Here is a 20,662-nt window from a genome sequence, read left to right as displayed (position 1 = left end):
GTCCCCGTAAATGTCTCGGATGGAAAACGCCTTATGAAATATTCTTTAATGTAGTGTTGCACTTAATTTGACAATTCAAGGGAAAAGTAAATATTTCGTCTGTTTTGATTCTTTTCGTCATATCACTAGTATTAACGGCTGCGTTTCGAAATGGTTAACACAACCGGTGAGAAAACATTTTAGGAGTGGCAGGACGTATTCTTATAGTTCCAAGTGGTTATTTTCTTTATATATGTATTGTCTTGAGATTCTAAGGGGGATTTTCGTTATGGCAATTAAAAACGTAACGGTTGCAGGTAGTGGTGTTTTAGGCAGTCAAATTGCTTTCCAGGCTGCTTTCAAAGGATTTAACGTCACAGTTTATGACATTAATGAAGATGCAATTAACAAAGCAAAGGATCGAATCAAGGGCTTGCGGCATTCGTATAAACACGATATTGCGGCAACCGATGCAGATTTTGAAAAAGGTCTCGCTAATATTAGCTACAGTTGGGATTTGGAAAAAGCAGTTGCTAATGCTGACTTGGTTATTGAAGCGATTCCTGAACGTCCAGATATCAAGAAGGACTTCTATTCAAAAATAGCTAAAATGGCGCCAAAGAGTGCGATCTTTACCAGTAATTCTTCAACATTGGTTCCAAGCATGTTCATGGAAGATACCGGTCGGCCATCTCAATTCCTAAACATGCACTTTGCAAACCAAGTTTGGTTGAACAACACGGCAGAAATCATGGGCTCACCAAAGACTGATCCAGCAATTTATAAGGAAATTGTTCAATTTGCCCGGGATATTGGGATGATTCCAATTCAGTTGAAGAAAGAGCAACCCGGTTATATTTTGAACTCACTTTTAATTCCACTTCTCAGTGCCGGTGAAGACCTCTGGGTAAAAGGCGTAGCGGATCCACAAATGATTGATCGAACATGGATGGCAGCAACTGGTGCGCCAATGGGACCATTCGCAATCTTAGACGTTGTTGGCATCCGAACTGCTTACAACATTACTTTAGCAGAGGCTCAAGCTCACCCTGAGGCAAATACACAACCTCTTGCAGATGCGTTAAAGGGCCTCCTTGACCAAGGTAAGTTAGGAGTAGAATCAGGTGAAGGCTTCTATCATTATCCAAATCCAGAGTTCAAACAAAAGGATTTCTTGAGCATTTAGCTTGACTATGATCAGTAATCAATAATGACGCAACATAAAATACCCTAATCGTGCTTGAGGTTAAGCAAACCGATTAGGGTGTTTTTTTAGCTACGTATGATCATTCAATGTGCCTTTACTTAAGAATGGCTGCCATCCCAATCGAAATTAAGACAATAAATAAAAAAGCCCCGGTAAATCCACCAACGATCATTCCTTTTTCCCACTTGTCCTTGGCTTTATTCCGCTTTTGTCGTTGTTCATCAACGTCCCGTCCCTCTGTGAAGGCCAGAATTTCCGCATACGTTTTGAGATTCTGGTTGCTTTTGAGTCGTTCAACCTGATTTGCGCTAAAAAACATGATCGTAAAACAAATGATTGGGATGAGCACGACGACCATTGATCCTTCAAAGAAAAATACCAGGCCGATTGAAATTGCTCCCAGAACAGCCGCAATTAGCATCATCCAAGTGTACAAGGACATTTGGGCGTTGACTTTCTTATTAGCGAGTTTTTCTTTCATGGCATCCAAGTCTCCTTTAACCAGTTCGTCTACAGAAACATCAAAAAGAACACTCAGCAGTAAAATATTTTGAATGTCCGGATAACCTTTGTTGGTTTCCCAGTTAGAAATAGTTTGTCTTGAAACGTAGACTTTCTTTGCTAAAGCTTCCTGGGAAAGGCCCCGAACTTTTCGATAAGTTTTGATTTTATTCCCAATGTTCATCTCATCAACTCCTCGTATCTCAATCATACCTGATTAAGAAGCTTATTTCTGCCAAATTAGCTTATCTTAAAGCCAGAAATGCGCCATGTAAAGCCCCTTGGGCAATCACACCGATGATGATGGTAGTTGCAAATTTCGTTACTCATACCAAATCAGATGATGACCATCGACAAGCGCAAACCGAAATCGATTGGTTTGCGATTTTTACATTGATATAACTTGGCAAGCAATCAATAATTGCTTGCCGACCGGAGATTTCAGCGTCATACTACTGGTAATTAAATTGCTCATTACTTGTGATGCAGAAGAGGTCAGATCATGTTAGCCAATACTTTAAGACAAAAACGAACTGAACTAGGACTCACCCAAAGTGCTGTCGCCCAGAAACTCCATGTCCGCCGGCAAACCATTTCCAATTGGGAAACTGGGAAGAGTTATCCAGATATTCCAACTTTGGTCGCTATCAGCAAACTCTACAATTTATCATTGGACTACATGCTTAAAGGCGACGAACGCTACATCAAGCAGGTCAGGAAAGACTATCAGCTCATTAACCAGAAGAAAGACAGTCGCTGGCTGAACCGCGCTCTGGCAATTGTTCTTGCCCTCACGCTCTTACCGGTCGCGTTCACGCCGTTTGTTCAAACCGACAGTCAAGCTCGCTGGATTGGCATTATCGCCATGATTTCTGCCTTAATCTTAATGCCGTTAAGTTATCTCAAGCTCAAGTCATTCTATCAGGGGGACTCAAAGGATCTATTTGTCCCCAAATCGATGGGCGTTGGGATCACCATTAATCCTAATCATCCTTTAGGCTTCCTTATTTGGCTGGTCCTTGAAGTCACCCTATTTGGCTTTTTCATTTATATGTTGCTGACGCCGGCTTAATGCTTCTTATTTTTCGATTGATCGTCCATTCGCTGGCGAATTTGTTTCATCCCCGGCCGAAATTTACCAAACAGTTCTTCATTAATCCCAAAGATCTGAAAATCAACCACATCTGGTAACTTGGTCATATCGGGATCCTCGCCGTCGTATCCCCGGATCATTTCAAAATGGGCGCCCATTTTACCCAAATGATCCGCAATCACAACCGCCTCGACGCTAAATGGCATACTGATCCAGATGTAGGGTTGACCGAAGTCAGAATCTATAATCTCAAACTGTTCCGGTTTTAGATCAAAGCCCTCCGTGGTAAGCGTCCAACACAGGTAGGTAATGATGTCATCCATTGTGATCCTTCTTTCATTAGTTAAATATTAACTATTTTCATTGGGAACTAATAAAATCTTACCCATACTTTGGCCAGATTCAAGAAAATCATGAGCCCGTTTGCCTTGAGATAGCGGAAAAATTGTTGGCTCGCTCGGCTGAACCACTCCACGGCTAATGTAATCAAATAGACGGGTACTGCGCTGGTTTCGTTCCTGAGCGCTCGTCAAATAATCCCATAAATCACCAGTCGCAATCGTCTGTGACTGACCTAACACATCGAGCAAATCAATTCGTGGCGGGTTGCCTCCAGCCATTCCAAAGAAAACGACTTTTCCCTTGCGCTTGGCGATCTTTAGGCTTAGTTGCAAGGTGCTGCCAACCCCATCAAAGACTGTATCAAAGGTTGCCTTCAACCCACGTTGCCAACCCGGTTTTCTTAGATAAACATGATCGGCTCCCTGCTTCATTGCCAACTGCTGTTTCGTTTCGGTTGAAACGGAACCGGATACTTGAATGCCATCAGCCGTTAAGATCTGAGATAGTAGCTGACCAACGCCACCACTAATTCCATGGATAAAAACTTGATCGCCTGATTTATTTAAGGCTAAATCATGAGCCAAAAAGTCAGCGGTCAACCCCTGGAGGCCAATGGTTGCCGCTAATTTGGTGGAAATTTTTGCCGGAAGTTTAATCGCATTATCAACCGGAACGGCAACTAATTCGGCATTAGCCAGCGGCACATCGACGAATAAAACGCGGTCGCCAACCTGCCAATTTTTAACCTGGTTACCAATCTCGACAACCGTTCCCGCGGCTTCATAGCCATTTATGTATGGATCATGCTGCTCAATATGATAGTTCCCTCGCCGACGATAAATATCAGCAAAGTTTAAGCCAATATAATCTGGTTTGACTAATAATTCAGATTGGGAAATTTTTGGATCAGCCACTTCCCCATACTTTAAGACGGAACTATTGCCAAACTCAGTGAAAAATAACGCCTTCATCCCATTACCTCACTTCTTCTTTACCAGACCAACTAATTGTCGGTTAATTCGGCTCAACATCGCCATTGCCTTTTGATCAGCCATCACATCTCGTGGTCGGTGCCCTTCAGCAATGACCGCCGCAGTTAATTTCCAATTCAAGAAATCACAAATATAACCAAACTCAGAAACGATTAACTTGCCTTTCAGCCGTGGGTTATCGCTACCCACTACCAATAAAACCAACTGTTTACCAGCAATTTGTTCTTTGAAATGTGGATGGGTTGCGAGACTTTCCGACCAACGATCAATGAAGTTCTTGAGTAATCCTGACATTCCATACCAACAAATAGGCGTGGCAACGACAATTAAGTCAGCCGCCATCAACTTGGTTATCAATTTCGGATAATCATCTGGCTTCTGATGCCAAGTTCTATCATCATGCCGTTGATCAATAATTTCATGGACTTGATAATCCGCTAACGAAATTTGCGTATAAGTCACATCAGCCAAGAGTTTTTGAATCATCAAGCCAGAGTTGCTGGGGTTGCGCGTGCTGCCATTTATCGCTAATATCTGCATGATTTGCCTCCTGAATGTGGCATTAGTATAGCATCACGTCTATAATTAACGGAAAAAGTTGCATATAGTTCACAGGAGACTTCAATGATTGATTATGGTCAGACATTCAAACATTTACGAGAACAAAAAGGCATCAGCATTACATCAGCGGCGAATGGGGTTGTGTCCAAATCATTCCTATCCCGGTTTGAACGAGGACTCTCAAACATTTCATTTGAGAAGCTCATCCATTTACTCATCAACATCAACGTATCGGCTGAGGAATTGATTTATTTAGCTCATTACCGCGAGCAACAACCACTTGAGTTTCACTACGAGGAAACTAAAGACTACATAGCGCCAAAGGAATCAGCTAGTCGTTCCGACACACTTGAACATTATCTGCAGCAATATCAACGAACCAAAACGAGTCACGACTACTTGAATTACCTCAAAATCAAATCCCACTATGATCAAACCGACCCGTTAACCACTAAGCAACGCCAGTTTATTTATACCTACCTGTTCAAAATTGAAACTTGGACTCATTACGAACTTCGCTTGTTCATGGCTACCTTGGATAGCTTCTCCACTGATCAAATCTTTTTGTTAACTCAACAAATGGTTAAAAATGGCTCTGAAACAATTGATGTTAATTGGAACCATCAGGCCGACTTCCTGTATATCATTCTCAAAGCCGCCTTGGTGATGGCACTTGCGGGTAAAAAAAAAGAGCTCTCAACCTTAATTGAATTAGCTCAGCAAAGTATTCATAATCAACAGTACTTATACGAAAAAAGCGAACTTCACTTTCTATCAGGTTTGCGTTTATGTTTGCGAGATGCCTTTCCTGAAGGCAAGCAAATGGTAACGGAAACCATTCAGGTTTTCGGAGCCTTGAGTGCCCCGGACTTGGTTACATTATATGAATCCTATTGGCGATCATTCTTGATGGCCAACCCAACGATTGCAAAAAATAATGCTTTTAAGGAGTGATCAAATGAAAAGCTCTGCCGATCTCGTTAAACAAATTATCACTCACAATCCCGACCTCATGCGAATTTTGAAGAAACAGTGGCAAAAGAAATGGCCAAAGTTAGAAATTGACCGGCACTAGTGACGACATTTGAAAATAATCATCACGTCAAGAGCGACCAGTATGACCATATCTACCAAGGCACTTCGATAATGGTCAAAGTAAGCATCCAGCCCAGCCAGCATGAGTAATCCGATGGTGGTGATCATGAACAGCAGTTTTTTATTTTTAATGGTACCTCACCTTTCCAAACATGATGACAATCATTAAAGCAACGACTAACGCAATGATTGCGCAGATCGCCAGTACCAGATTCAAACTTTCAAACACATCCAGCTGAATCATGATTTGCATCAAAACGAAAAATCCAAGTAATCCGACGACTATTAATTTTTGTTTCATGGGCTTCTCCTTTAATCAATCACTAAAATTTATTTTTAGCATATCATTGATCAATGGGTAAAATAAGAAGATTCCGATTTACATTGGGCAGCCAGTGGTTTACATCGGCTAAATTAGTAGAATTAATTAAAATAGTTTCTTTTCCGTTCCTCATATTTACTTCTATAAAATCGTCTAAACAACCAGAAATTCAAGATGCCAATTGCTGCCAACATTCCAAACGCCAATTGACTACCAGCCTGTGCCGTAAAACCGTATATAAGATGATGCTATTGAGAATACTAACGTGCTGACCAAAAAGTAAGGGAAAGAAAATTAAAGTTATTCGTGGATACCAGGGTGGATACTGGTTCGACTACTTTAAAGGTACCAAACTGACGCATGATTATTCTGGACTGGCCAACGGTAAATATTAGCCGTTAACAGGAAAGGAACGCTCAATGTGAGCGTCCCTTTCTGCTATAATGATAAGGCTAGTTATTTACTTTTTCGGGGCTTGTGAGGGGCTGTTTACCGGAAGGGAAGTGAATACTTTGTATTTCATTCTAGCGAACCTGATCTTTCCAATTTTGGTTGGACTGATAGTAGCCGGGTTTGCTCATTGGCTGAACAAACGCTGATGTTTCCTCATTTGGCTAAATAACTAGCGATTTACGGGAGCAGCTTCTAGCGGGGCTGCTCCTTTTTTGAGCACAAAAAACTGCTTACCCTAGCGGTGATAAGCAGTTAAGTGAATATTTGCATTTCATTCGATTACAGTATAGCATCCAACCCACGGCGCTTCAACCAATAGCCACAATCCGTGCTTAGACCACCCCGGCCATTTGGCTTCTAACCGACTATCCCAGCTATCAAGTCGAATTTATTCTGATCACTCGGGTTACTGAATCCATCGTTATTTTCTTGATTTTCAAAAACAAACATACTCAAGCTGCGTTTAGACAAACTTTACAGCACACAAAAAGGGATCCAATTAAATGAATGAATCTGAAGTGCCCAACCCAAACTATTTACTTCTAAATAAGCGCCTGAACAGCCAGAAATTGAGCACCCCAATTAATGCCAGCATCCCAAATGCGACCTGACTACCAGCAGCAATGTTTTGCGCGTTTGAAAAGTTAGGTAAAGTTACCGAGGTCATCAACGTCGCGATGATCGTCGTACCAAGTGAGCCGGCAACCATATTGCCCGTTCCGTAAATCGCATTGGCATCGTTGCGTTCATTTCGAGCTAACTTCTTCAACCCATAGGCCATACTGTTGCCAAACGCCATCGAACGACCCGCCGCAAAGATCGTGTACAGGATAATGATATTGAAGATACGAATCTGCTGACCAAAAATCGTGAATAAGATTAACGGAATGAAAAACAGCGTGTTACCCAAGTACAATGGCACTTTGCCACCCAGGTGATCGAGCATCCACCCGTACAAAGGCTGTCCCAACCCGTTTAGCACACTCCCAGGCAAAAGAATCAGACCACCAATGAACGAACTGGCGCCGTTGACCATTTGAACGTAACTCGGCAGCATGAAGTTAATTCCAATGTTAGAATATTGCAGGAGTACATATGGTAGGAAACTGAACAAGAAGACTGGTTGTTTGAAAACGGCGAGCTTAAATAGGGCTTTATGACTGTATTTTGACCGCCAGCCAAATAAACTAAACATCAAAACACTCAATGCGATGTACAATAAAAATTTAACCAGCACATGCGGTTGACCCAAAATATTGAAACCCATTAATAGACTGACTAACCCGACTGCTAACAACGCAAACCGTAGCCAATCGAACTCGTAATGTTGGGTTGGTGAATATTGCTTGATGATAAACCCGCCCAAAACCAGCAGGATTAATGTGAATGGCACCGTCAGCCAAAAAATCATCCGCCAGCTGGCAAAGGCAACCACTGAGCCACCAAACGTTGGTCCAAGCGCTGGGGCGACCAGCACAATCAGATTAGCCATCCCCATATAAGTCCCTAATTTCCGTGGAGGCACGATGTCTAGAATGATGTTATTCATTAACGGTCCGGAAAGCCCCACACAGCCTGCCTGAATGATGCGGCCAATCAGTAATAGCCAGTAGGAAGTTGCCAACCCACACATGACGTCGCCGGCAATAAAAAGGAGGGCGGCGGAAATAAATAATTGCTTGTTAGTAAAGCGCCGTTTCAAAAATGCGGACGTGATGGTGAGTAAGGCCACCGTCAAGAGATGGCCGGTAGTTACCCACTGCACCGTTGCCAGGGAAATGTTGAATTGCTTCATCAGGGTGGGAAAGGTCACGTTCATCGACGTTTCCGTTAGCACCCCCATGAAGGTCATTAAGGCAACAATTGTGATCGCTAGAAACGGATGTTGCTTGGTGTTGTTCTGGTTTTCGTTTAAGTTTGCGGTTGAATCCAATGAGTTGCCCCCCTAATTTCGGATAAATCGATACTTAACCATAGTACCACTGAACCCCGGGGGTAAGGCAATGAGAATTTTAGTAAAATACGAATAGTAAATCGATACTATAAATAAGATCACTTCTATGCAAAAAAACGCCAGCCACCGCCAGCGTTCACGTTACTTCTATATATGTGTCGGGGTTACCCCGGATGATGGTGCTATGTGAAAGTGGGTCATATAGGCAATTGATATCTAAAATGCTGGTACCATCCCCTTATATGCTCGTTATTATTTCAATTAGACCTGCTCAATGACCCGTGAGTTTTGATTAGCTTCAATAGTTTCCGTAACTGCACTGCCTGATCGTTCGATGCTAATTTTGATCTGCTCTTCAGCGACTTTGAGAATATCACCGACTAGATCACTATCACTTTTGAGAACTCGGTCAGAAAATTGAATTGTCATGCGTGGACACGCTCCTTATCAGTCCCGTTGGTTTGCGGTTGATGATACTTTCTCATCATTTCCGCCATGTGAACTTCGTGAACCACAAACTCGTGGGTGCGGCACACATAGTCATGCTCCCGGCCAATTTTGGCAATATAACCATTGATATAATCAACTTCCGTTGGCCGCTCCTTGGAAAAGTCTTGGTACATTGATGGATAGTGGTACTTGTATTCTTTGCTGACGGTAATCACGGAATCGACCTGCTCTTGTCGGGTTGGGATTAGATAAATGCCAGCCCGTTCACACGCATCATAAGCTTCATCAAATAATTGCCGCGACATTTCACGAACGCCAGGGTACTCAATGAATTGACCCATCTGCATTTCAAACATCGTACATAATGTGTTGGTAACGGCGTTGAAGACAACCTTGGACATGCACATACCCTTCCATTCATCCGCGAACACCGGTCCTAACTTGGCCTTGGTAAAATCATCAAAGACTGCTTGGGTCGTCTGATCCGGCTTTTCGTTGGTGTAGCGAGCCATGTGCATGACCTCGTCACCTTCAGCTCCCATGAAATCAATGTCTGCGGGTCCATCCATTCGAGTTGCAATCATCGCTGTACCGCAAATAATGTGATCCTTCGGGAAATAGTTGGCAATCTTTTCAAAGTGGCCCATGCCGTTCATTGCAGAAAAGACATATTGATCATCATGGAAGATCCCAGCAGCGCTATCACGATCGAGTTCATCAGCTAACTGCATTTGCTTCTTAAAGACAATCCAGACATCTGGATGACCCTGATATTCTTCTGGTCGATAAATGTTGATGGGAACGATTCGCCGGTTTTGGTGATCACGAGCAACTGAAACGCCACCTTGTTCACGAATCTGGTTGATGTTTGGTTCCCAGGTCTCGATGAAGTCAACGTCAACATTGGCGTTCTCCTGTAACATGACACCATACCTTACTCCCATTGCGCCTGCACCAATAATGCCGTACTTCATAATGACCACTCCTTTTATTTTGATTAGGACAGCTATACTACAGTTTCTAACCACTTTGATACGCTCACTTTCAAATCCGACTAAAAAAACGCCCTCTGGTTATAAAACCAAAGGACGTTAAGATAACGTGGTACCACCTTATTTTGAATTACTCTTTCAAGCAATTCCTTCAAACCCACAGGAGAAATCTCTTAGGGGCCGCATGTTAATGAATGCCACCATTTCACCTCGAAAAGTGAACTTGCTTGTAACGATCTTTTGCCTTCACAGTTTTAATACCTTCCCACCTAATCGGCACTCTCTTTGTAAGACTGTGGGGCGACTCCATCGAAACAAATCATTTAGTCGTATTTAAATGTTGAATGAAGTTTAAGCCATGAGCCGACCCAATGTCAACCTCTTTTTTGGAATTATATTAGAGTAATCTCAGCAAAATGCCATTTTAACAGTTACTTAGCGCATTAAAATTTTTGTCAGGATAAAGTGATTAACCCTTTTTGGCAATCTGGTTAATTTCAGTTATACTCAATTTAGTGCTTAATTATCGAAATAGATATTGAGGTGGAAAAAATGAGACTTTTAATTACCATTGCCAGCGCAATCTCGCTTGTCTTTTGCTTTGGGGCAATGGCCTTTCTTGCCAATGGACAAAATAACCTTGCCTTTGGCTTGCTGATCATTGGCTTTGTCATTATGATCATAAACATGTTTTTATCGAGAGGGCTGCGTCGCCGCAAGTAGGAACCTAGTTTGCGGTTTTTAAAATCAGGTTTGCACTTGTCGTTGCTAATATGTTAAATAGTTGCCTTCTCTTAATAGCTATTCAATAATAGACCCGTAACAAAAAGGTGGGAAAAGTGATGATGTTAATCAGAACAATTCGCCAAGAAGATTATTCAGCTGTTGATGACTTACTTCGATCGGCCTTCTCCAAAACAACTGACGGTTACCATAACGAAGCTGAATTAGTCAACAAGATTCGGTTAGACCCTTCTTATCATAAAAAATTAGAAGTGGTTGCTGACGATGATAACCAAATTGTTGGTCACGGATTGCTAAGCGAGATTGTCATCATTAACAGTAGCGATTCATTCCCTGGCCTTTGCTTGGCCCCATTAGCCGTTCAGCCAGCATTCCAAAAGTCTGGAATTGGGACTGCAATCATCAACGAGCTGGAAAGTCGCGCAATTAACCAGGGCTATCAATTTATTAGCGTCCTTGGCTGGCCGGAATATTATCCAAAGTTTGGCTACCAGAAGGCCAGTGACTATGGCATTAAGGCGCCATTCCCGGCCCCAGATGAAACGTATATGATCAAGGAACTGGTCCCCAACGGATTACGGGGTGTCAATGGTACAGTGAAGTATCTGAAAGCATTTAATTTATAACCAAAAACCGGTAGCCAATGAATGGCACCGGTTTTTTTATAATGCTAACTCATTTGCTAACTGTTTCATCTTCAGTAGTAATTACCTTTTTGCTTTGCAGCGCCTCAACAGCAAGTTTCACCAGGAATTTACCATAGCGAACCACCACAAATGCAACCATCAAAGTTGCCAAGGTAATCTCGACATCTGCCACAACCCCAATCACAGTGTTAAGACCGTTGGCTAAATTGAAACTGTGATTCCATAGATTCAGTGCCGTGGCAGAAATCACCAACGGGAATGTGAAGGCACCGAAGCTTGGGTAAAATGATAATCTAACGTATTTTACAATCTTCAGCAACGTTCCCCAATATAATCCCTGAGCCAGCAAGACCATAATCAGCGAGAACGTCCATGCAGGAGCTGAATTCATTGAGAGATAACCAGTTAAACAGAGAGAAGCGGGGGCAGCCATGATCGTCAATAGCGGTAAGGTCGCTTCAAACATGAATTCTCGTCTAATCAACCGAATGCATACAATCGGTAAGAGAATTGCGTATAACCCAAGGGATAACCACAAGATTGGGGTTCCGATTGCTGGAATAAAGTTATTGGCGGTAACCGGAATGACGCCGATACCAACAAAAGTGACGAACCAGCTGGGGTAAACATGGTCTAATTGAACAACGGGGCGTAATAAATGGCGATAAACAAAGTAACCCATAATCACAAATTGTAAAATAACCGCTGCTGTCCAAACTGTAATGGCAACAACTGAGAGCCCCCAAGCCTTGAGAAAAGTGCTGATAATCATCAATGACATCGTGAAAGTTGGGGCAACCGATGCAATCACCGGATCGTTTAAATCCATCATACTGTTTTTAAAATGAACCGTAATTTTGGCAATGACAAGCAGGATCAAGATTAAGGATAAAATTCCCCAACCATTTCCAGCAGCCGTAAAGCCGATTGCTTTGAATAAGTTTCCTAATGATGCAATACCTAAAATCAAGCCGCAAATTGGTAAGGGCAATTTCTCTAAAAATACCTTCATGTATTCTCCTCCTGTCTTTCGATGAGATTAATTATAACGATTATGCTACAATAAATAAAATTGATAATATTAATATTTATTATAGGCAAACTTTATAAGTGGTGATTAAATGTTTAAATTCTTAGAAACCTTCATGGTCGTCTATCGGACCCACAGCTTTTCGTTGGCAGCCCAACAGCTGTTTATTACCCAGCCAACTGTTTCCAATCAGATCAAACAGTTAGAATCCCAACTGCATACTGAATTGTTTGAGCGTAAAAGTCGACGAGAAAGCATCCCGACAGAAGCCGCCGACATTCTTTACAAGCGTAGCGCCAAGATATTGGATGATTGGCACGATATCAATACTGAGATCAAGGATCTGCAAACCAACGAACAATCCCACGTCCGTTTCGGGATTTCGCAAACCGTCTCGCGAATCATGTTTGCGAAAATCGCTAATCAGATCAGTGTCAGCGGCCCAACCATTCATTACGATGTGATGGTTTCCAATTCCGAAGGGGTTTTAAATCAACTTGAGGAATACAAAATTGATCTGGGAATTATTGAAAAACCACTGGTCACCCAAAATGTCCGTCGAACGTCAATCGGCAAAGACCAGCTGGTCAAAGCCGGCGCTCCAACCAGCACTTGGATAACCCGTGAGTCTGGTTCTGGGATTGGATACTATACCGAGCAATATTTCCGTGAAGCTGATGTCCACCCTGACCGGCTCATTCACGTCAACAACAGTGGCCTGATCCGCCGAATTGTTTCAACCGGCGTGGGTCAGGCACTCCTCTCTTCAAAAGATGTCCCAGCGGGTGTCGAAGTGCAACCACTAGGGACAGCATTTATTCGTGACTTCTATCTATTAATTCGTGACGATGATTTAGATGACCCGCTCCTTAAAGCGGTTGCGGAGATTATCAAACTAGTTAATCAACTTTAATTGGGTAACTTTCCCAACTACTTTCCAGTAAAAAGTGCTCGCAGCCTCAATTGTAAAAATAACATGCCGATGATTCACCACAGATATGTCATCAATCATTGTTGAACAGCAGCCATTTTTTTAATAGGAAAACATAGCAAAACCCCTTGAATTAGATTTCTTCAATTCAAGGGGTTCACTTCACACCTCTAAAATAATTATTATCTAGTTGTACTTTGTCTCATGATAGGCATTTTGTCAGAATATTTGCTCCAAAACAACTACCTGCACCGTCTAAACGGACCCAGTTAATCTAAGATTTCCCAGAACATTTTGGCCGGTAAAAGATAACCACAATTTTTCATTCAAAAAAATAGCTTCAAGTTAAATTCAACTCAAAACTATTTCACGAGCTTTGTTAACTTTATTGTTATAAGCGGCGGCTAGCACCGGAACAATCCACGACCACTTCCGAGGAATAACTTATCCGTTTAGATAACCATTCGTAACTTTTTTGCTGGTAAGTTAACATCCCGATAGATCTTTTTGATCGTCTTCTCGTAATCTTCATTGGCAACACCAAACACAACTTTGATATCACTACCTTCTTGGATCACAAGGTGAACCTTAATCTGACTATCGTCTAATAGATCCAAAATTCTCCCGGCATTTGCTGGCCGTTCGCTTAACTCGTGAGAAACCGCAGCAACTAATGCAATATCTTGATCCAAGTCAACTCTGTCCAAATCGCATTTTTTCAGCGCTGCCAAAATAGCATCCAACTTGCCGGCAAGCTGATCCTTCTTCGCGAGGAAACTGAATGAATCCGTTCCTGATGAGACATATTCAAATGGCACGTTAAACTTTTGAATTTTGGAGAAGACCGTCGCCATAATATCAAATCGTTTATTTAATTGATATTTTTTAATCGAAATAATCACATAATCTTTCTTCCCAGCAACACCAGTTACCAACTGATCCCGATCACGGTGAACCCGATCGTGAACCAGAGTACCGTCTTCTTCTGGATGATTTGTATTTAAAATTGCAATCGGGATTTGACGTTGAGCAACTGGGTTAATGGCCTCTTCTTGGAAAACACTCACGCCCATGTATGAGAGTTCTTGTAATTCATCATACGTTAATTCACTAATGCGTCTGGAATGGTCAATGATCCGGGGATCTGCCATCTTGATACCAGAAACATCCGTCCAATTTTCGTATAAGTCGGCATCCACCAAGTTAGCCATGATTGCGCCAGAAACGTCACCCCCACCGCGAGCCATGATGTGAATTGCCCCCGCTTCGTCGACGCCATAAAATCCCGGAACAACAATTTGGGAGTCCTCATTCAAAAAGTCACGCAGCCGATTAATGGATTCACCGTAATTAACCTCTTTACCGTCGAATACCAGGAAACGAGCAGCATCAATGAATTGAAATCCTAAGAAATCAGCCATCAGCTTGGCAGTCAAATACTCACCCCGTGACACCAAATAATCGTGGCTGCCATCTTCAATATGGCGTTCAATCTTTTGTAAGTCGTTTTCAATGGCCACGTTTAAGCCCAATGCATCGCGAATGCCAATGAACCGTTGCTCGATATGGTTAAAAATTGGCTGATAATCCTCACCGGCATCCCTTAATTTTTCAACTTCAATCAGCAAATCCGTTATCTTAATTGGTTCGTCATCACTCTTACCTGCAGCACTGACAACAACCACTCGTCTATCGGAATTTGCTTGAACGATTTCTTTCACTTTTTTGAACTGACCCGCGTCAGCAACTGAACTACCACCAAATTTTGCGACTTTCATTTTGCTGCACCTCCCTTTTTCCCTGGTAAGCTTGCCATAAAGGCTGTTTCGTCTTTTTGGAGCACCTGCTTCATCAACCTATGCATTTCTCCAACCGGAATGTCGTTTACGACCAGATAGTCGCCACGAACCGATGGATTAAATTTCTTAAATAAAGTTGAACAATCAATTTCTGAACGAACAATGTAACTATGCTTAGTTAAATGAGCACTGTACTTGAATGTGCTCTTGAATTCGCGTTTGAGATGTTCCTTACTCTGGAAAATATCCAGGATATCTTGGATGACCGCGTTGGCAGTTGGTAATTGACCAGCTCCTTGGCCCATAAACTTCAGGACACCAATCGTTTCACCATGCAGTGAAATCAAATTGTAATTGTCGGTGGTGTGAGCCTCCAAAGTATCACCGTAATACAACGTCGGTTCAACCATATAGTCAAATTCATTGCCAACCTGGTGGCTGACTCCCATTAACTTGATGGTCATCCCCAATTGATCAAAGTGGGCCATGTCATCTTCGGTAATGTTACGAATCCCGAAGATCGGCAAATCACTGGTTGGCTTGATGAACAAGTCATAAGCGATATCAACGCTGATGCATAACTTGTTGGCAACATCTAAGCCATCAATGTCGGCACTAGGATCGGCTTCTGCGTAGCCTAACTGTTGCGCCTGCATCAACACATCATTGAAGGGTTCGCCGGTGCGATGCATCTGATCAAGAATAAAATTAGAAGTGCCATTGAAAATTCCTTTAATCTTATTCACATCATCGATCCGCAGTGCCCGTTCCAATCCTTGAATCCAAGGAATCCCGCCGCCAACACTTGATTCGAAGTAGAACTTAACGCCGTTTTCGCGGGAAACCTTGGTAAATTCATCCATATACTGAGCAATAACAGCCTTGTTGGCAGTAATAACGTGTTTCCTGTGCTTGAGGGCTTCTACTATGTATTGATGAGCGGGTTCGATGCCACCAAGCACCTCAACCACAACGTTAACATTGTCATCGTTTAAAATTTCATCAATACTATCGGTCATTTCCGGAAAATCCGGTTTTTTATTTTTTCTAATTAAAATATGCTTCACATGGAGGTTTTGGGTCTGGCGGTTGGCCTTCTTAATAATTTTATAGACGCCTGAACCGACTGTGCCAAACCCTAGTATTGCGATGTTCACAGTAATAACCTCCTTTTGTAGTTTGTGTTCACGAATAATAAACACTTGTTTTTCTAACGAAAACAGATTATCATAGTAATCACAGAAATGCAAGGAGTTAAAAGCAAATGATGAAAAATTATACGAGTACCAGAGATAATTCTGTCCAACTGTCAGCTAAGGAAGCAATTAAAAAAGGCTTTTCTGACGACAAGGGTCTGTTCGTTTACCCCAACCTTGGCGATACCCAAGTTAATTTGGATGAACTCATTCAATTAAAATATCAAGATATTGCTCGGGCTGTTCTGACCAGATTATTGCCCGACTTTTCCGCCCAAGAAATTAGTGAAAGTGTCGACAACGCATATCGTGATTCTTTTGATTCCGATAAAATTACCCCAGTTGTCGACGTTGACAACTTTCATGTGCTTGAACTCTTCCACGGCCCAACCAGTGCATTCAAGGACGTTGGCTTGCAACTGCTGCCTCAATTAATGAAACATGTTTTAACCAATAATAATAAGGTCATGATCCTAACAGCTACCAGTGGAGATACCGGTAAGGCTGCCCTGGAAGGCTTTAAGGGCCTACCCAATATGGGCATTATCGTCTTTTATCCAGACGGCGGTGTCAGCAAGGTTCAAAAATTGCAGATGGTCACCACCGGTGGGAACAACACCAAAGTCGCTGCCATCAAGGGGAATTTTGATGATGCCCAAACCAATGTCAAACGGATTTTCAATGATGAACAATTAAAAAATGCACTTGGAGAGGAAGTCAGCCTCTCTAGTGCCAATTCGATCAATATTGGCCGGCTAATCCCACAAGTCGTTTACTACTTTGATTCATACAAACAACTGGTTAATAATGGCACCATCAAGGTTGGCGACAAGGTGAACTTCACCGTGCCAACCGGAAACTTTGGCGACGTCCTAGCTGGTTACTATGCTAAATTGCTTGGCTTGCCTGTGAATAAGTTTGTGGTTGCCTGCAATGAAAACAATGTGTTAGCCAACTTCTTTGAACATGGTGTCTACGATCGCAACCGACCATTTTTCCAAACAGTTGCACCAAGTATGGATATTCAAATTTCAAGTAACTTTGAACGACTTCTATATTATAAGAGTGGCGAAGATGCTGAATACGTTAAACAATTGATGAACGACTTGGAAGATAGCGGCAAATATGAGGTTTCTAAGGATGTATTGGCTCGGATCCAAGCAGACTTCTATTGTGGCTACAGTACCGACGAAGAAATTGAAAAAGCCATTTCAGATGTTTACAATCACGATGGCTATCTGATGGATCCCCACACTGCGGCTGGCTACAAGGTAATGCGTGACTACCAAAAACTTGATAGTGAAACGCCAATGATCCTGTTGAGTACTGCCAGCCCATACAAGTTTGTTAACGCAGTGGCTGACGCAGTCTTGCCAAAGACTGCTGACGATGTTCTTCAAGTCATGAAAGACCTCTCAGCGGCAACTCAAGTCCCAATTCCCGACAATTTGCGTCAGGTCTGGAACTTGCCAATCCGGCATCAAAATGTCATTGAAAAGAATCAAATGAGTGATTATGTGAAGGCGAAGGTTGAGGAGGTATTCTATGATAACCATCAAAGTTCCCGCGACTAGCGCCAATGTTGGGGTTGGCTTCGATTGCCTTGGCCTGGCTGTTTCATACTACTCAACAATTACCTTTGAACCGAGTCTTCAACATTTAGAAATCAGCGGCTCGCCAAAAGAATTTCGAAACGAGCATAACCTGGTTTATCAGGCATTTGTTAAGGGTTGCAATTTCCTCAATCAGGCGGTCCCGAACGTTAAGATTACCGTTGAGAGTGATATTCCAGTTGCCAGAGGGCTTGGCAGCTCATCCGTTTGCGTGGTTGCTGGCCTAAAAGCAGCCAGTGAATGGTACGGTGGGCGTATTGCCGAGGAACAATTGCTAATCTTGGCAACCCAAATGGAAGGACATCCAGACAACGTTACCCCGGCTATTCTTGGCGGCTTGTGTGTTTCTTTTATGGATGATCGTGATGAACCCCGGATTGTTAACTATCAGGTCAACCAACGACTGCATTTTGTCGCCCTGATTCCAGATTATGAGGTTAGCACTCACGAAGCCCGCAAGGTGTTACCAACGACCATGAGTTACACTGATGCGATTCATCAAGTCAGCCATTGTGCAGCAATGACTAAGGCCTTGGAACTCGGTGATATGCATATGATTCACGAAGCCTGCGATGATCGAATGCACGAACCGTACCGGGCCAAATTAATTCCAGATTATGGCGACGTCAAGGCCATTTGTGAGCAGGCTGGCGGTACAATGTATATCAGCGGCAGCGGTTCAACCATGATGGCCATTACCGCCAGCCAACAAGCCGCCGATGAAATTGTTGCAAACGCCAAAGCAGCCTTTCCAGCTTGGCAAATTCGCAAACTAACAGTCGATTCGACCGGCGTAACAAGTGAGGTAAGTGAACGTGGAAAAGTATTACATCGTTGATAGTTCGATTCTCCCTGAATCCTTTGATAAGGTTATTCAAGCCCGACAATTGCTAGAAAGCGGCAAGGTCCGCCAGGTTAGCGAAGCGGTTAAGATCGTTGGCATCAGTCGCGGAACTTATTATAAATATAAAGATCTGGTGTTTCTGCCAGAAGAAAATATGATGGACCGAAAAGCAGTCATCTCGCTCATGCTGGAAAATAAGCGGGGCATCCTGTCGGAGGTCCTCAGAACCATCTCGGATTCCAGTGCCAGCGTCTTAACGATCAACCAAAACATCCCAATTCACAATATTGCCAGCATTGTCATTTCACTGGATCTCAGCCATTTTAGCGGCACCGTTGATAATTTGCTTAACGGTATCAAAAAAGTTGATGGGGCAAGTAATGTGCAGTTGGTTTCGATTGAGTAGATCAGTGTGCGAGGCAAAGCGGTTAGCAATCAGGTCATAAGTCTCCTTCATCGAAAATCCTGGTTTTGGATTTTTGATGAAGGTGCTTATGGGCAGATTGCTGCTTTGCGGAGCACTATTTGGCTATATAGCGGAGAAATCCTGGGCTTGGGGATTTTTGTTTGAGGTGCTTATGTTCCAGTTTCTGTCTGGTACAGCAGTCCTAATCTATGTATCGGCAAAGCTAAATCCCCGGTTTTAGGATTTTTGTTTGAGGTGCTTATGTTCCAGTTTCTGCTTTGTGGAGCGCCATTCCGCCATATAGCGGAGAAATTCTGGGCTTGGATTTTTGAACGGAGTGACTTAGACTCCGCTTCCTGCTTGGTGGAGCACGTTTCCACTATGTTGACAAGAAGATCCTGGGTTTTAGGCCCTTTGCTTTGCGGAACACCATTCGACTATATAACGGCGGAAATCCGGTTCTCAGCTGGGACCTAAATTTGTTTTAGTCAGAATTCAAACCCGATTGATGTTCAAGGTCTCGATCAAACTTAATCAAGCAAATCAGACTGACGGCCAGGATAATCCTAAACACAACAATGATTGAAAACCAGTTAGATGTCTCGGCGGTCGCATTAGCAATATCTGGCTGCCAATCGATCAAAAAATGGAGGCCAATACTCCAGAAGAGTGTATTGGTTGTCACCCGAATAACCATCAATAACACCCCATATACAAAGGCATACAGAACCTGCTGAGCGACTCCCTCAAAACTGCTGGAAAAAATATTCATCATGTGAAGTGACCCAAATATAAGTGATGAATAAACCGCTGCCTTTGTAATTTTCAACGATTGATCATGACGTCGCAGATTTTGTAACAAGGCTGATACAAGTAGCCCCCGGGTGAGACTCTCTTCAACAATCCCCGTTGCCAGCGCAACCAAAGTGTTTTGAGCCAAATACTCACTCGTTAAAGTTGCCACTACAGTTGAAGGCCAGTCCTCCAGCCATAATATTGCGACAACGGTAAGACCAAATATCACCAACCATATTTTCAAATCAATCGTGAATTTGGGTCGCTGAGCCGTCACTTTGAACGTCCCAACTTCGATATACACAAGCAATAGGATAATGCCGCCGAAAAACAGTTGAATGGCTGCAAAGACCAGACTGTTAGCTCCTTTAAGCAGAAACATCTGACCAAGGTAGACAATTAGGAAGATGATTGCCACTAGAATTTATTCGACCCATGAACGCCGACTTTTAATAATCATTAGAATCACTACTTTCTGAAAAAATAATTGGTTCCTGACAATAAGCTATCCGGGATCTTTTCCCTCTGTTCTCTGGCTAATCACCAGTAAGGACGGTTGAGTTCACCTCATTTCTTTTGCCCTATATATATTAATTACGTATTTTTATCTCAATTTTTTTGGAATTTAAAAAAACCCCGAAGTGTCAAATCAAGTGCAACAGTTAATGACCTATTCCAATGATTGGTCTAGTTAGTCAGCTAGACCTGGTAATAGT

22 protein-coding genes are annotated in these 20,662 nt (G+C 42.6%); 10 read left to right on the top strand and 12 right to left on the bottom strand.

Annotated elements, in window-relative coordinates:
* The first annotated feature begins 268 nt into the window (after positions 1-268).
* Positions 269-1,165 carry a 3-hydroxyacyl-CoA dehydrogenase gene (locus KTE19_RS09075; RefSeq protein ID WP_217161451.1) on the top strand — a complete coding sequence of 299 codons (897 nt, stop codon included), beginning with the start codon at positions 269-271 and terminating at the stop codon, positions 1,163-1,165.
* Between the two features lie 115 nt (positions 1,166-1,280).
* On the opposite strand, the gene KTE19_RS09070 is transcribed toward KTE19_RS09075, so the two are convergent.
* A complete protein-coding gene (locus KTE19_RS09070; protein WP_217161449.1) occupies positions 1,281-1,871 on the bottom strand; it encodes a helix-turn-helix domain-containing protein in 591 nt (196 codons plus the stop codon).
* 318 nt (positions 1,872-2,189) lie between these two features.
* Between KTE19_RS09070 and KTE19_RS09065 the strand changes: the two genes are divergently transcribed.
* Positions 2,190-2,759, top strand: coding sequence for a helix-turn-helix transcriptional regulator (locus KTE19_RS09065; protein ID WP_217161447.1), 570 nt, complete (start codon positions 2,190-2,192; stop codon positions 2,757-2,759).
* Here KTE19_RS09065 and KTE19_RS09060 read toward each other — a convergent pair.
* Genes KTE19_RS09060 through KTE19_RS09050 form a run of 3 tightly spaced genes read right to left on the bottom strand, consistent with a single transcriptional unit; the run spans position 2,756 to position 4,654 of the window.
* Positions 2,756-3,103: a hypothetical protein gene (locus tag KTE19_RS09060; RefSeq protein ID WP_217161446.1), complete on the bottom strand. Its 348-nt coding sequence runs from the start codon at positions 3,101-3,103 to the stop codon at positions 2,756-2,758. The two genes, KTE19_RS09065 and KTE19_RS09060, sit on opposite strands and share 4 nt — an antisense overlap.
* A 27-nt stretch (positions 3,104-3,130) precedes the next feature.
* Positions 3,131-4,093 (bottom strand): zinc-binding dehydrogenase, encoded by a 963-nt coding sequence (locus KTE19_RS09055; RefSeq protein WP_217161445.1) that lies wholly within the window; start codon positions 4,091-4,093, stop codon positions 3,131-3,133.
* 9 nt (positions 4,094-4,102) lie between these two features.
* Positions 4,103-4,654 (bottom strand): flavodoxin family protein, encoded by a 552-nt coding sequence (locus KTE19_RS09050; RefSeq protein WP_217342119.1) that lies wholly within the window; start codon positions 4,652-4,654, stop codon positions 4,103-4,105.
* Between the two features lie 84 nt (positions 4,655-4,738).
* Between KTE19_RS09050 and KTE19_RS09045 the strand changes: the two genes are divergently transcribed.
* Positions 4,739-5,629, top strand: a complete 891-nt coding sequence (locus tag KTE19_RS09045; RefSeq protein WP_217342118.1) for an Rgg/GadR/MutR family transcriptional regulator — start codon at positions 4,739-4,741, stop codon at positions 5,627-5,629.
* A 268-nt stretch (positions 5,630-5,897) separates the two neighbouring features.
* On the opposite strand, the gene KTE19_RS09040 is transcribed toward KTE19_RS09045, so the two are convergent.
* Positions 5,898-6,071, bottom strand: coding sequence for a hypothetical protein (locus KTE19_RS09040; protein WP_217342117.1), 174 nt, complete (start codon positions 6,069-6,071; stop codon positions 5,898-5,900).
* A 464-nt stretch (positions 6,072-6,535) separates the two neighbouring features.
* Between KTE19_RS09040 and KTE19_RS14340 the strand changes: the two genes are divergently transcribed.
* Positions 6,536-6,691, top strand: coding sequence for a type I toxin-antitoxin system Fst family toxin (locus KTE19_RS14340; RefSeq protein WP_289426555.1), 156 nt, complete (start codon positions 6,536-6,538; stop codon positions 6,689-6,691).
* A gap of 386 nt (positions 6,692-7,077) precedes the next feature.
* Here the strand turns inward: KTE19_RS14340 and KTE19_RS09030 are convergent, their stop codons facing one another.
* From KTE19_RS09030 to KTE19_RS09020, 3 genes are all read right to left on the bottom strand, one after another.
* Positions 7,078-8,397 carry an MFS transporter gene (locus tag KTE19_RS09030; RefSeq protein WP_217342120.1) on the bottom strand — a complete coding sequence of 440 codons (1,320 nt, stop codon included), beginning with the start codon at positions 8,395-8,397 and terminating at the stop codon, positions 7,078-7,080.
* A 363-nt stretch (positions 8,398-8,760) separates the two neighbouring features.
* Positions 8,761-8,928 carry a hypothetical protein gene (locus tag KTE19_RS09025; protein ID WP_217161434.1) on the bottom strand — a complete coding sequence of 56 codons (168 nt, stop codon included), beginning with the start codon at positions 8,926-8,928 and terminating at the stop codon, positions 8,761-8,763.
* A complete protein-coding gene (locus tag KTE19_RS09020) occupies positions 8,925-9,923 on the bottom strand; it encodes a ketopantoate reductase family protein (RefSeq protein ID WP_217161432.1) in 999 nt (332 codons plus the stop codon). Before KTE19_RS09020 ends, KTE19_RS09025 begins: the two co-directional genes overlap by 4 nt.
* A gap of 570 nt (positions 9,924-10,493) precedes the next feature.
* Between KTE19_RS09020 and KTE19_RS09015 the strand changes: the two genes are divergently transcribed.
* Positions 10,494-10,664, top strand: coding sequence for a hypothetical protein (locus KTE19_RS09015; RefSeq protein WP_217161430.1), 171 nt, complete (start codon positions 10,494-10,496; stop codon positions 10,662-10,664).
* Positions 10,665-10,786: 122 nt separating this feature from the next.
* Positions 10,787-11,311, top strand: a complete 525-nt coding sequence (locus KTE19_RS09010; protein ID WP_217161554.1) for a GNAT family N-acetyltransferase — start codon at positions 10,787-10,789, stop codon at positions 11,309-11,311.
* Between the two features lie 49 nt (positions 11,312-11,360).
* Here the strand turns inward: KTE19_RS09010 and KTE19_RS09005 are convergent, their stop codons facing one another.
* Entirely contained in the window at positions 11,361-12,344 is a 984-nt protein-coding gene (locus KTE19_RS09005; protein ID WP_217161428.1) for a TDT family transporter, read from the bottom strand.
* A gap of 109 nt (positions 12,345-12,453) precedes the next feature.
* Between KTE19_RS09005 and KTE19_RS09000 the strand changes: the two genes are divergently transcribed.
* Positions 12,454-13,275: a LysR family transcriptional regulator gene (locus KTE19_RS09000; RefSeq protein WP_217342116.1), complete on the top strand. Its 822-nt coding sequence runs from the start codon at positions 12,454-12,456 to the stop codon at positions 13,273-13,275.
* 470 nt (positions 13,276-13,745) lie between these two features.
* Here the strand turns inward: KTE19_RS09000 and KTE19_RS08995 are convergent, their stop codons facing one another.
* Together KTE19_RS08995 and KTE19_RS08990 are read right to left on the bottom strand one after the other, a co-directional pair.
* Complete coding sequence (locus tag KTE19_RS08995) at positions 13,746-15,071, bottom strand: aspartate kinase (RefSeq protein WP_217161424.1); 1,326 nt, start codon at positions 15,069-15,071, stop codon at positions 13,746-13,748.
* Positions 15,068-16,249 (bottom strand): homoserine dehydrogenase, encoded by a 1,182-nt coding sequence (locus KTE19_RS08990; protein WP_217342115.1) that lies wholly within the window; start codon positions 16,247-16,249, stop codon positions 15,068-15,070. Before KTE19_RS08990 ends, KTE19_RS08995 begins: the two co-directional genes overlap by 4 nt.
* Positions 16,250-16,356: 107 nt before the next feature.
* Here KTE19_RS08990 and thrC point away from each other — a divergent pair, with 107 nt between their 5' ends.
* From thrC to KTE19_RS08975, 3 genes are read left to right on the top strand one after another with little or no spacing between them, the layout of a single operon-like run.
* Positions 16,357-17,862, top strand: coding sequence for a threonine synthase (gene thrC / locus KTE19_RS08985; RefSeq protein ID WP_217161421.1), 1,506 nt, complete (start codon positions 16,357-16,359; stop codon positions 17,860-17,862).
* Positions 17,834-18,739 carry a homoserine kinase gene (thrB, locus tag KTE19_RS08980; protein ID WP_217342114.1) on the top strand — a complete coding sequence of 302 codons (906 nt, stop codon included), beginning with the start codon at positions 17,834-17,836 and terminating at the stop codon, positions 18,737-18,739. Before thrC ends, thrB begins: the two co-directional genes overlap by 29 nt.
* A complete protein-coding gene (locus tag KTE19_RS08975) occupies positions 18,717-19,151 on the top strand; it encodes an ACT domain-containing protein (protein ID WP_008856488.1) in 435 nt (144 codons plus the stop codon). The genes thrB and KTE19_RS08975 overlap by 23 nt, the downstream gene beginning before the upstream one ends.
* A gap of 484 nt (positions 19,152-19,635) precedes the next feature.
* Here KTE19_RS08975 and KTE19_RS08970 read toward each other — a convergent pair whose 3' ends face one another.
* A complete protein-coding gene (locus KTE19_RS08970; protein WP_347339411.1) occupies positions 19,636-20,364 on the bottom strand; it encodes a CPBP family intramembrane glutamic endopeptidase in 729 nt (242 codons plus the stop codon).
* Positions 20,365-20,662 lie beyond the last annotated feature (298 nt).

This window comes from Lentilactobacillus dabitei, from assembly GCF_019061365.1.
GTDB lineage: Bacteria > Bacillota > Bacilli > Lactobacillales > Lactobacillaceae > Lentilactobacillus > Lentilactobacillus dabitei.
Note: the sequence above shows the minus strand (reverse complement) of the source record. Positions and strands in the feature narration are given on the sequence as shown.

Coding starts and splice junctions, on each gene's coding strand:
- KTE19_RS09075 (WP_217161451.1), top strand. CDS start 269: ATGGCAATTAAAAACGTAACGGTTGCAGGTAGTGGTGTTTTAGGCAGT.
- KTE19_RS09070 (WP_217161449.1), bottom strand. CDS start 1,871: ATGAACATTGGGAATAAAATCAAAACTTATCGAAAAGTTCGGGGCCTT.
- KTE19_RS09065 (WP_217161447.1), top strand. CDS start 2,190: ATGTTAGCCAATACTTTAAGACAAAAACGAACTGAACTAGGACTCACC.
- KTE19_RS09060 (WP_217161446.1), bottom strand. CDS start 3,103: ATGGATGACATCATTACCTACCTGTGTTGGACGCTTACCACGGAGGGC.
- KTE19_RS09055 (WP_217161445.1), bottom strand. CDS start 4,093: ATGAAGGCGTTATTTTTCACTGAGTTTGGCAATAGTTCCGTCTTAAAG.
- KTE19_RS09050 (WP_217342119.1), bottom strand. CDS start 4,654: ATGCAGATATTAGCGATAAATGGCAGCACGCGCAACCCCAGCAACTCT.
- KTE19_RS09045 (WP_217342118.1), top strand. CDS start 4,739: ATGATTGATTATGGTCAGACATTCAAACATTTACGAGAACAAAAAGGC.
- KTE19_RS09040 (WP_217342117.1), bottom strand. CDS start 6,071: ATGAAACAAAAATTAATAGTCGTCGGATTACTTGGATTTTTCGTTTTG.
- KTE19_RS14340 (WP_289426555.1), top strand. CDS start 6,536: ATGATAAGGCTAGTTATTTACTTTTTCGGGGCTTGTGAGGGGCTGTTT.
- KTE19_RS09030 (WP_217342120.1), bottom strand. CDS start 8,397: ATGACCTTCATGGGGGTGCTAACGGAAACGTCGATGAACGTGACCTTT.
- KTE19_RS09025 (WP_217161434.1), bottom strand. CDS start 8,928: ATGACAATTCAATTTTCTGACCGAGTTCTCAAAAGTGATAGTGATCTA.
- KTE19_RS09020 (WP_217161432.1), bottom strand. CDS start 9,923: ATGAAGTACGGCATTATTGGTGCAGGCGCAATGGGAGTAAGGTATGGT.
- KTE19_RS09015 (WP_217161430.1), top strand. CDS start 10,494: ATGAGACTTTTAATTACCATTGCCAGCGCAATCTCGCTTGTCTTTTGC.
- KTE19_RS09010 (WP_217161554.1), top strand. CDS start 10,787: ATGTTAATCAGAACAATTCGCCAAGAAGATTATTCAGCTGTTGATGAC.
- KTE19_RS09005 (WP_217161428.1), bottom strand. CDS start 12,344: ATGAAGGTATTTTTAGAGAAATTGCCCTTACCAATTTGCGGCTTGATT.
- KTE19_RS09000 (WP_217342116.1), top strand. CDS start 12,454: ATGTTTAAATTCTTAGAAACCTTCATGGTCGTCTATCGGACCCACAGC.
- KTE19_RS08995 (WP_217161424.1), bottom strand. CDS start 15,071: ATGAAAGTCGCAAAATTTGGTGGTAGTTCAGTTGCTGACGCGGGTCAG.
- thrC (WP_217161421.1), top strand. CDS start 16,357: ATGATGAAAAATTATACGAGTACCAGAGATAATTCTGTCCAACTGTCA.
- thrB (WP_217342114.1), top strand. CDS start 17,834: ATGATAACCATCAAAGTTCCCGCGACTAGCGCCAATGTTGGGGTTGGC.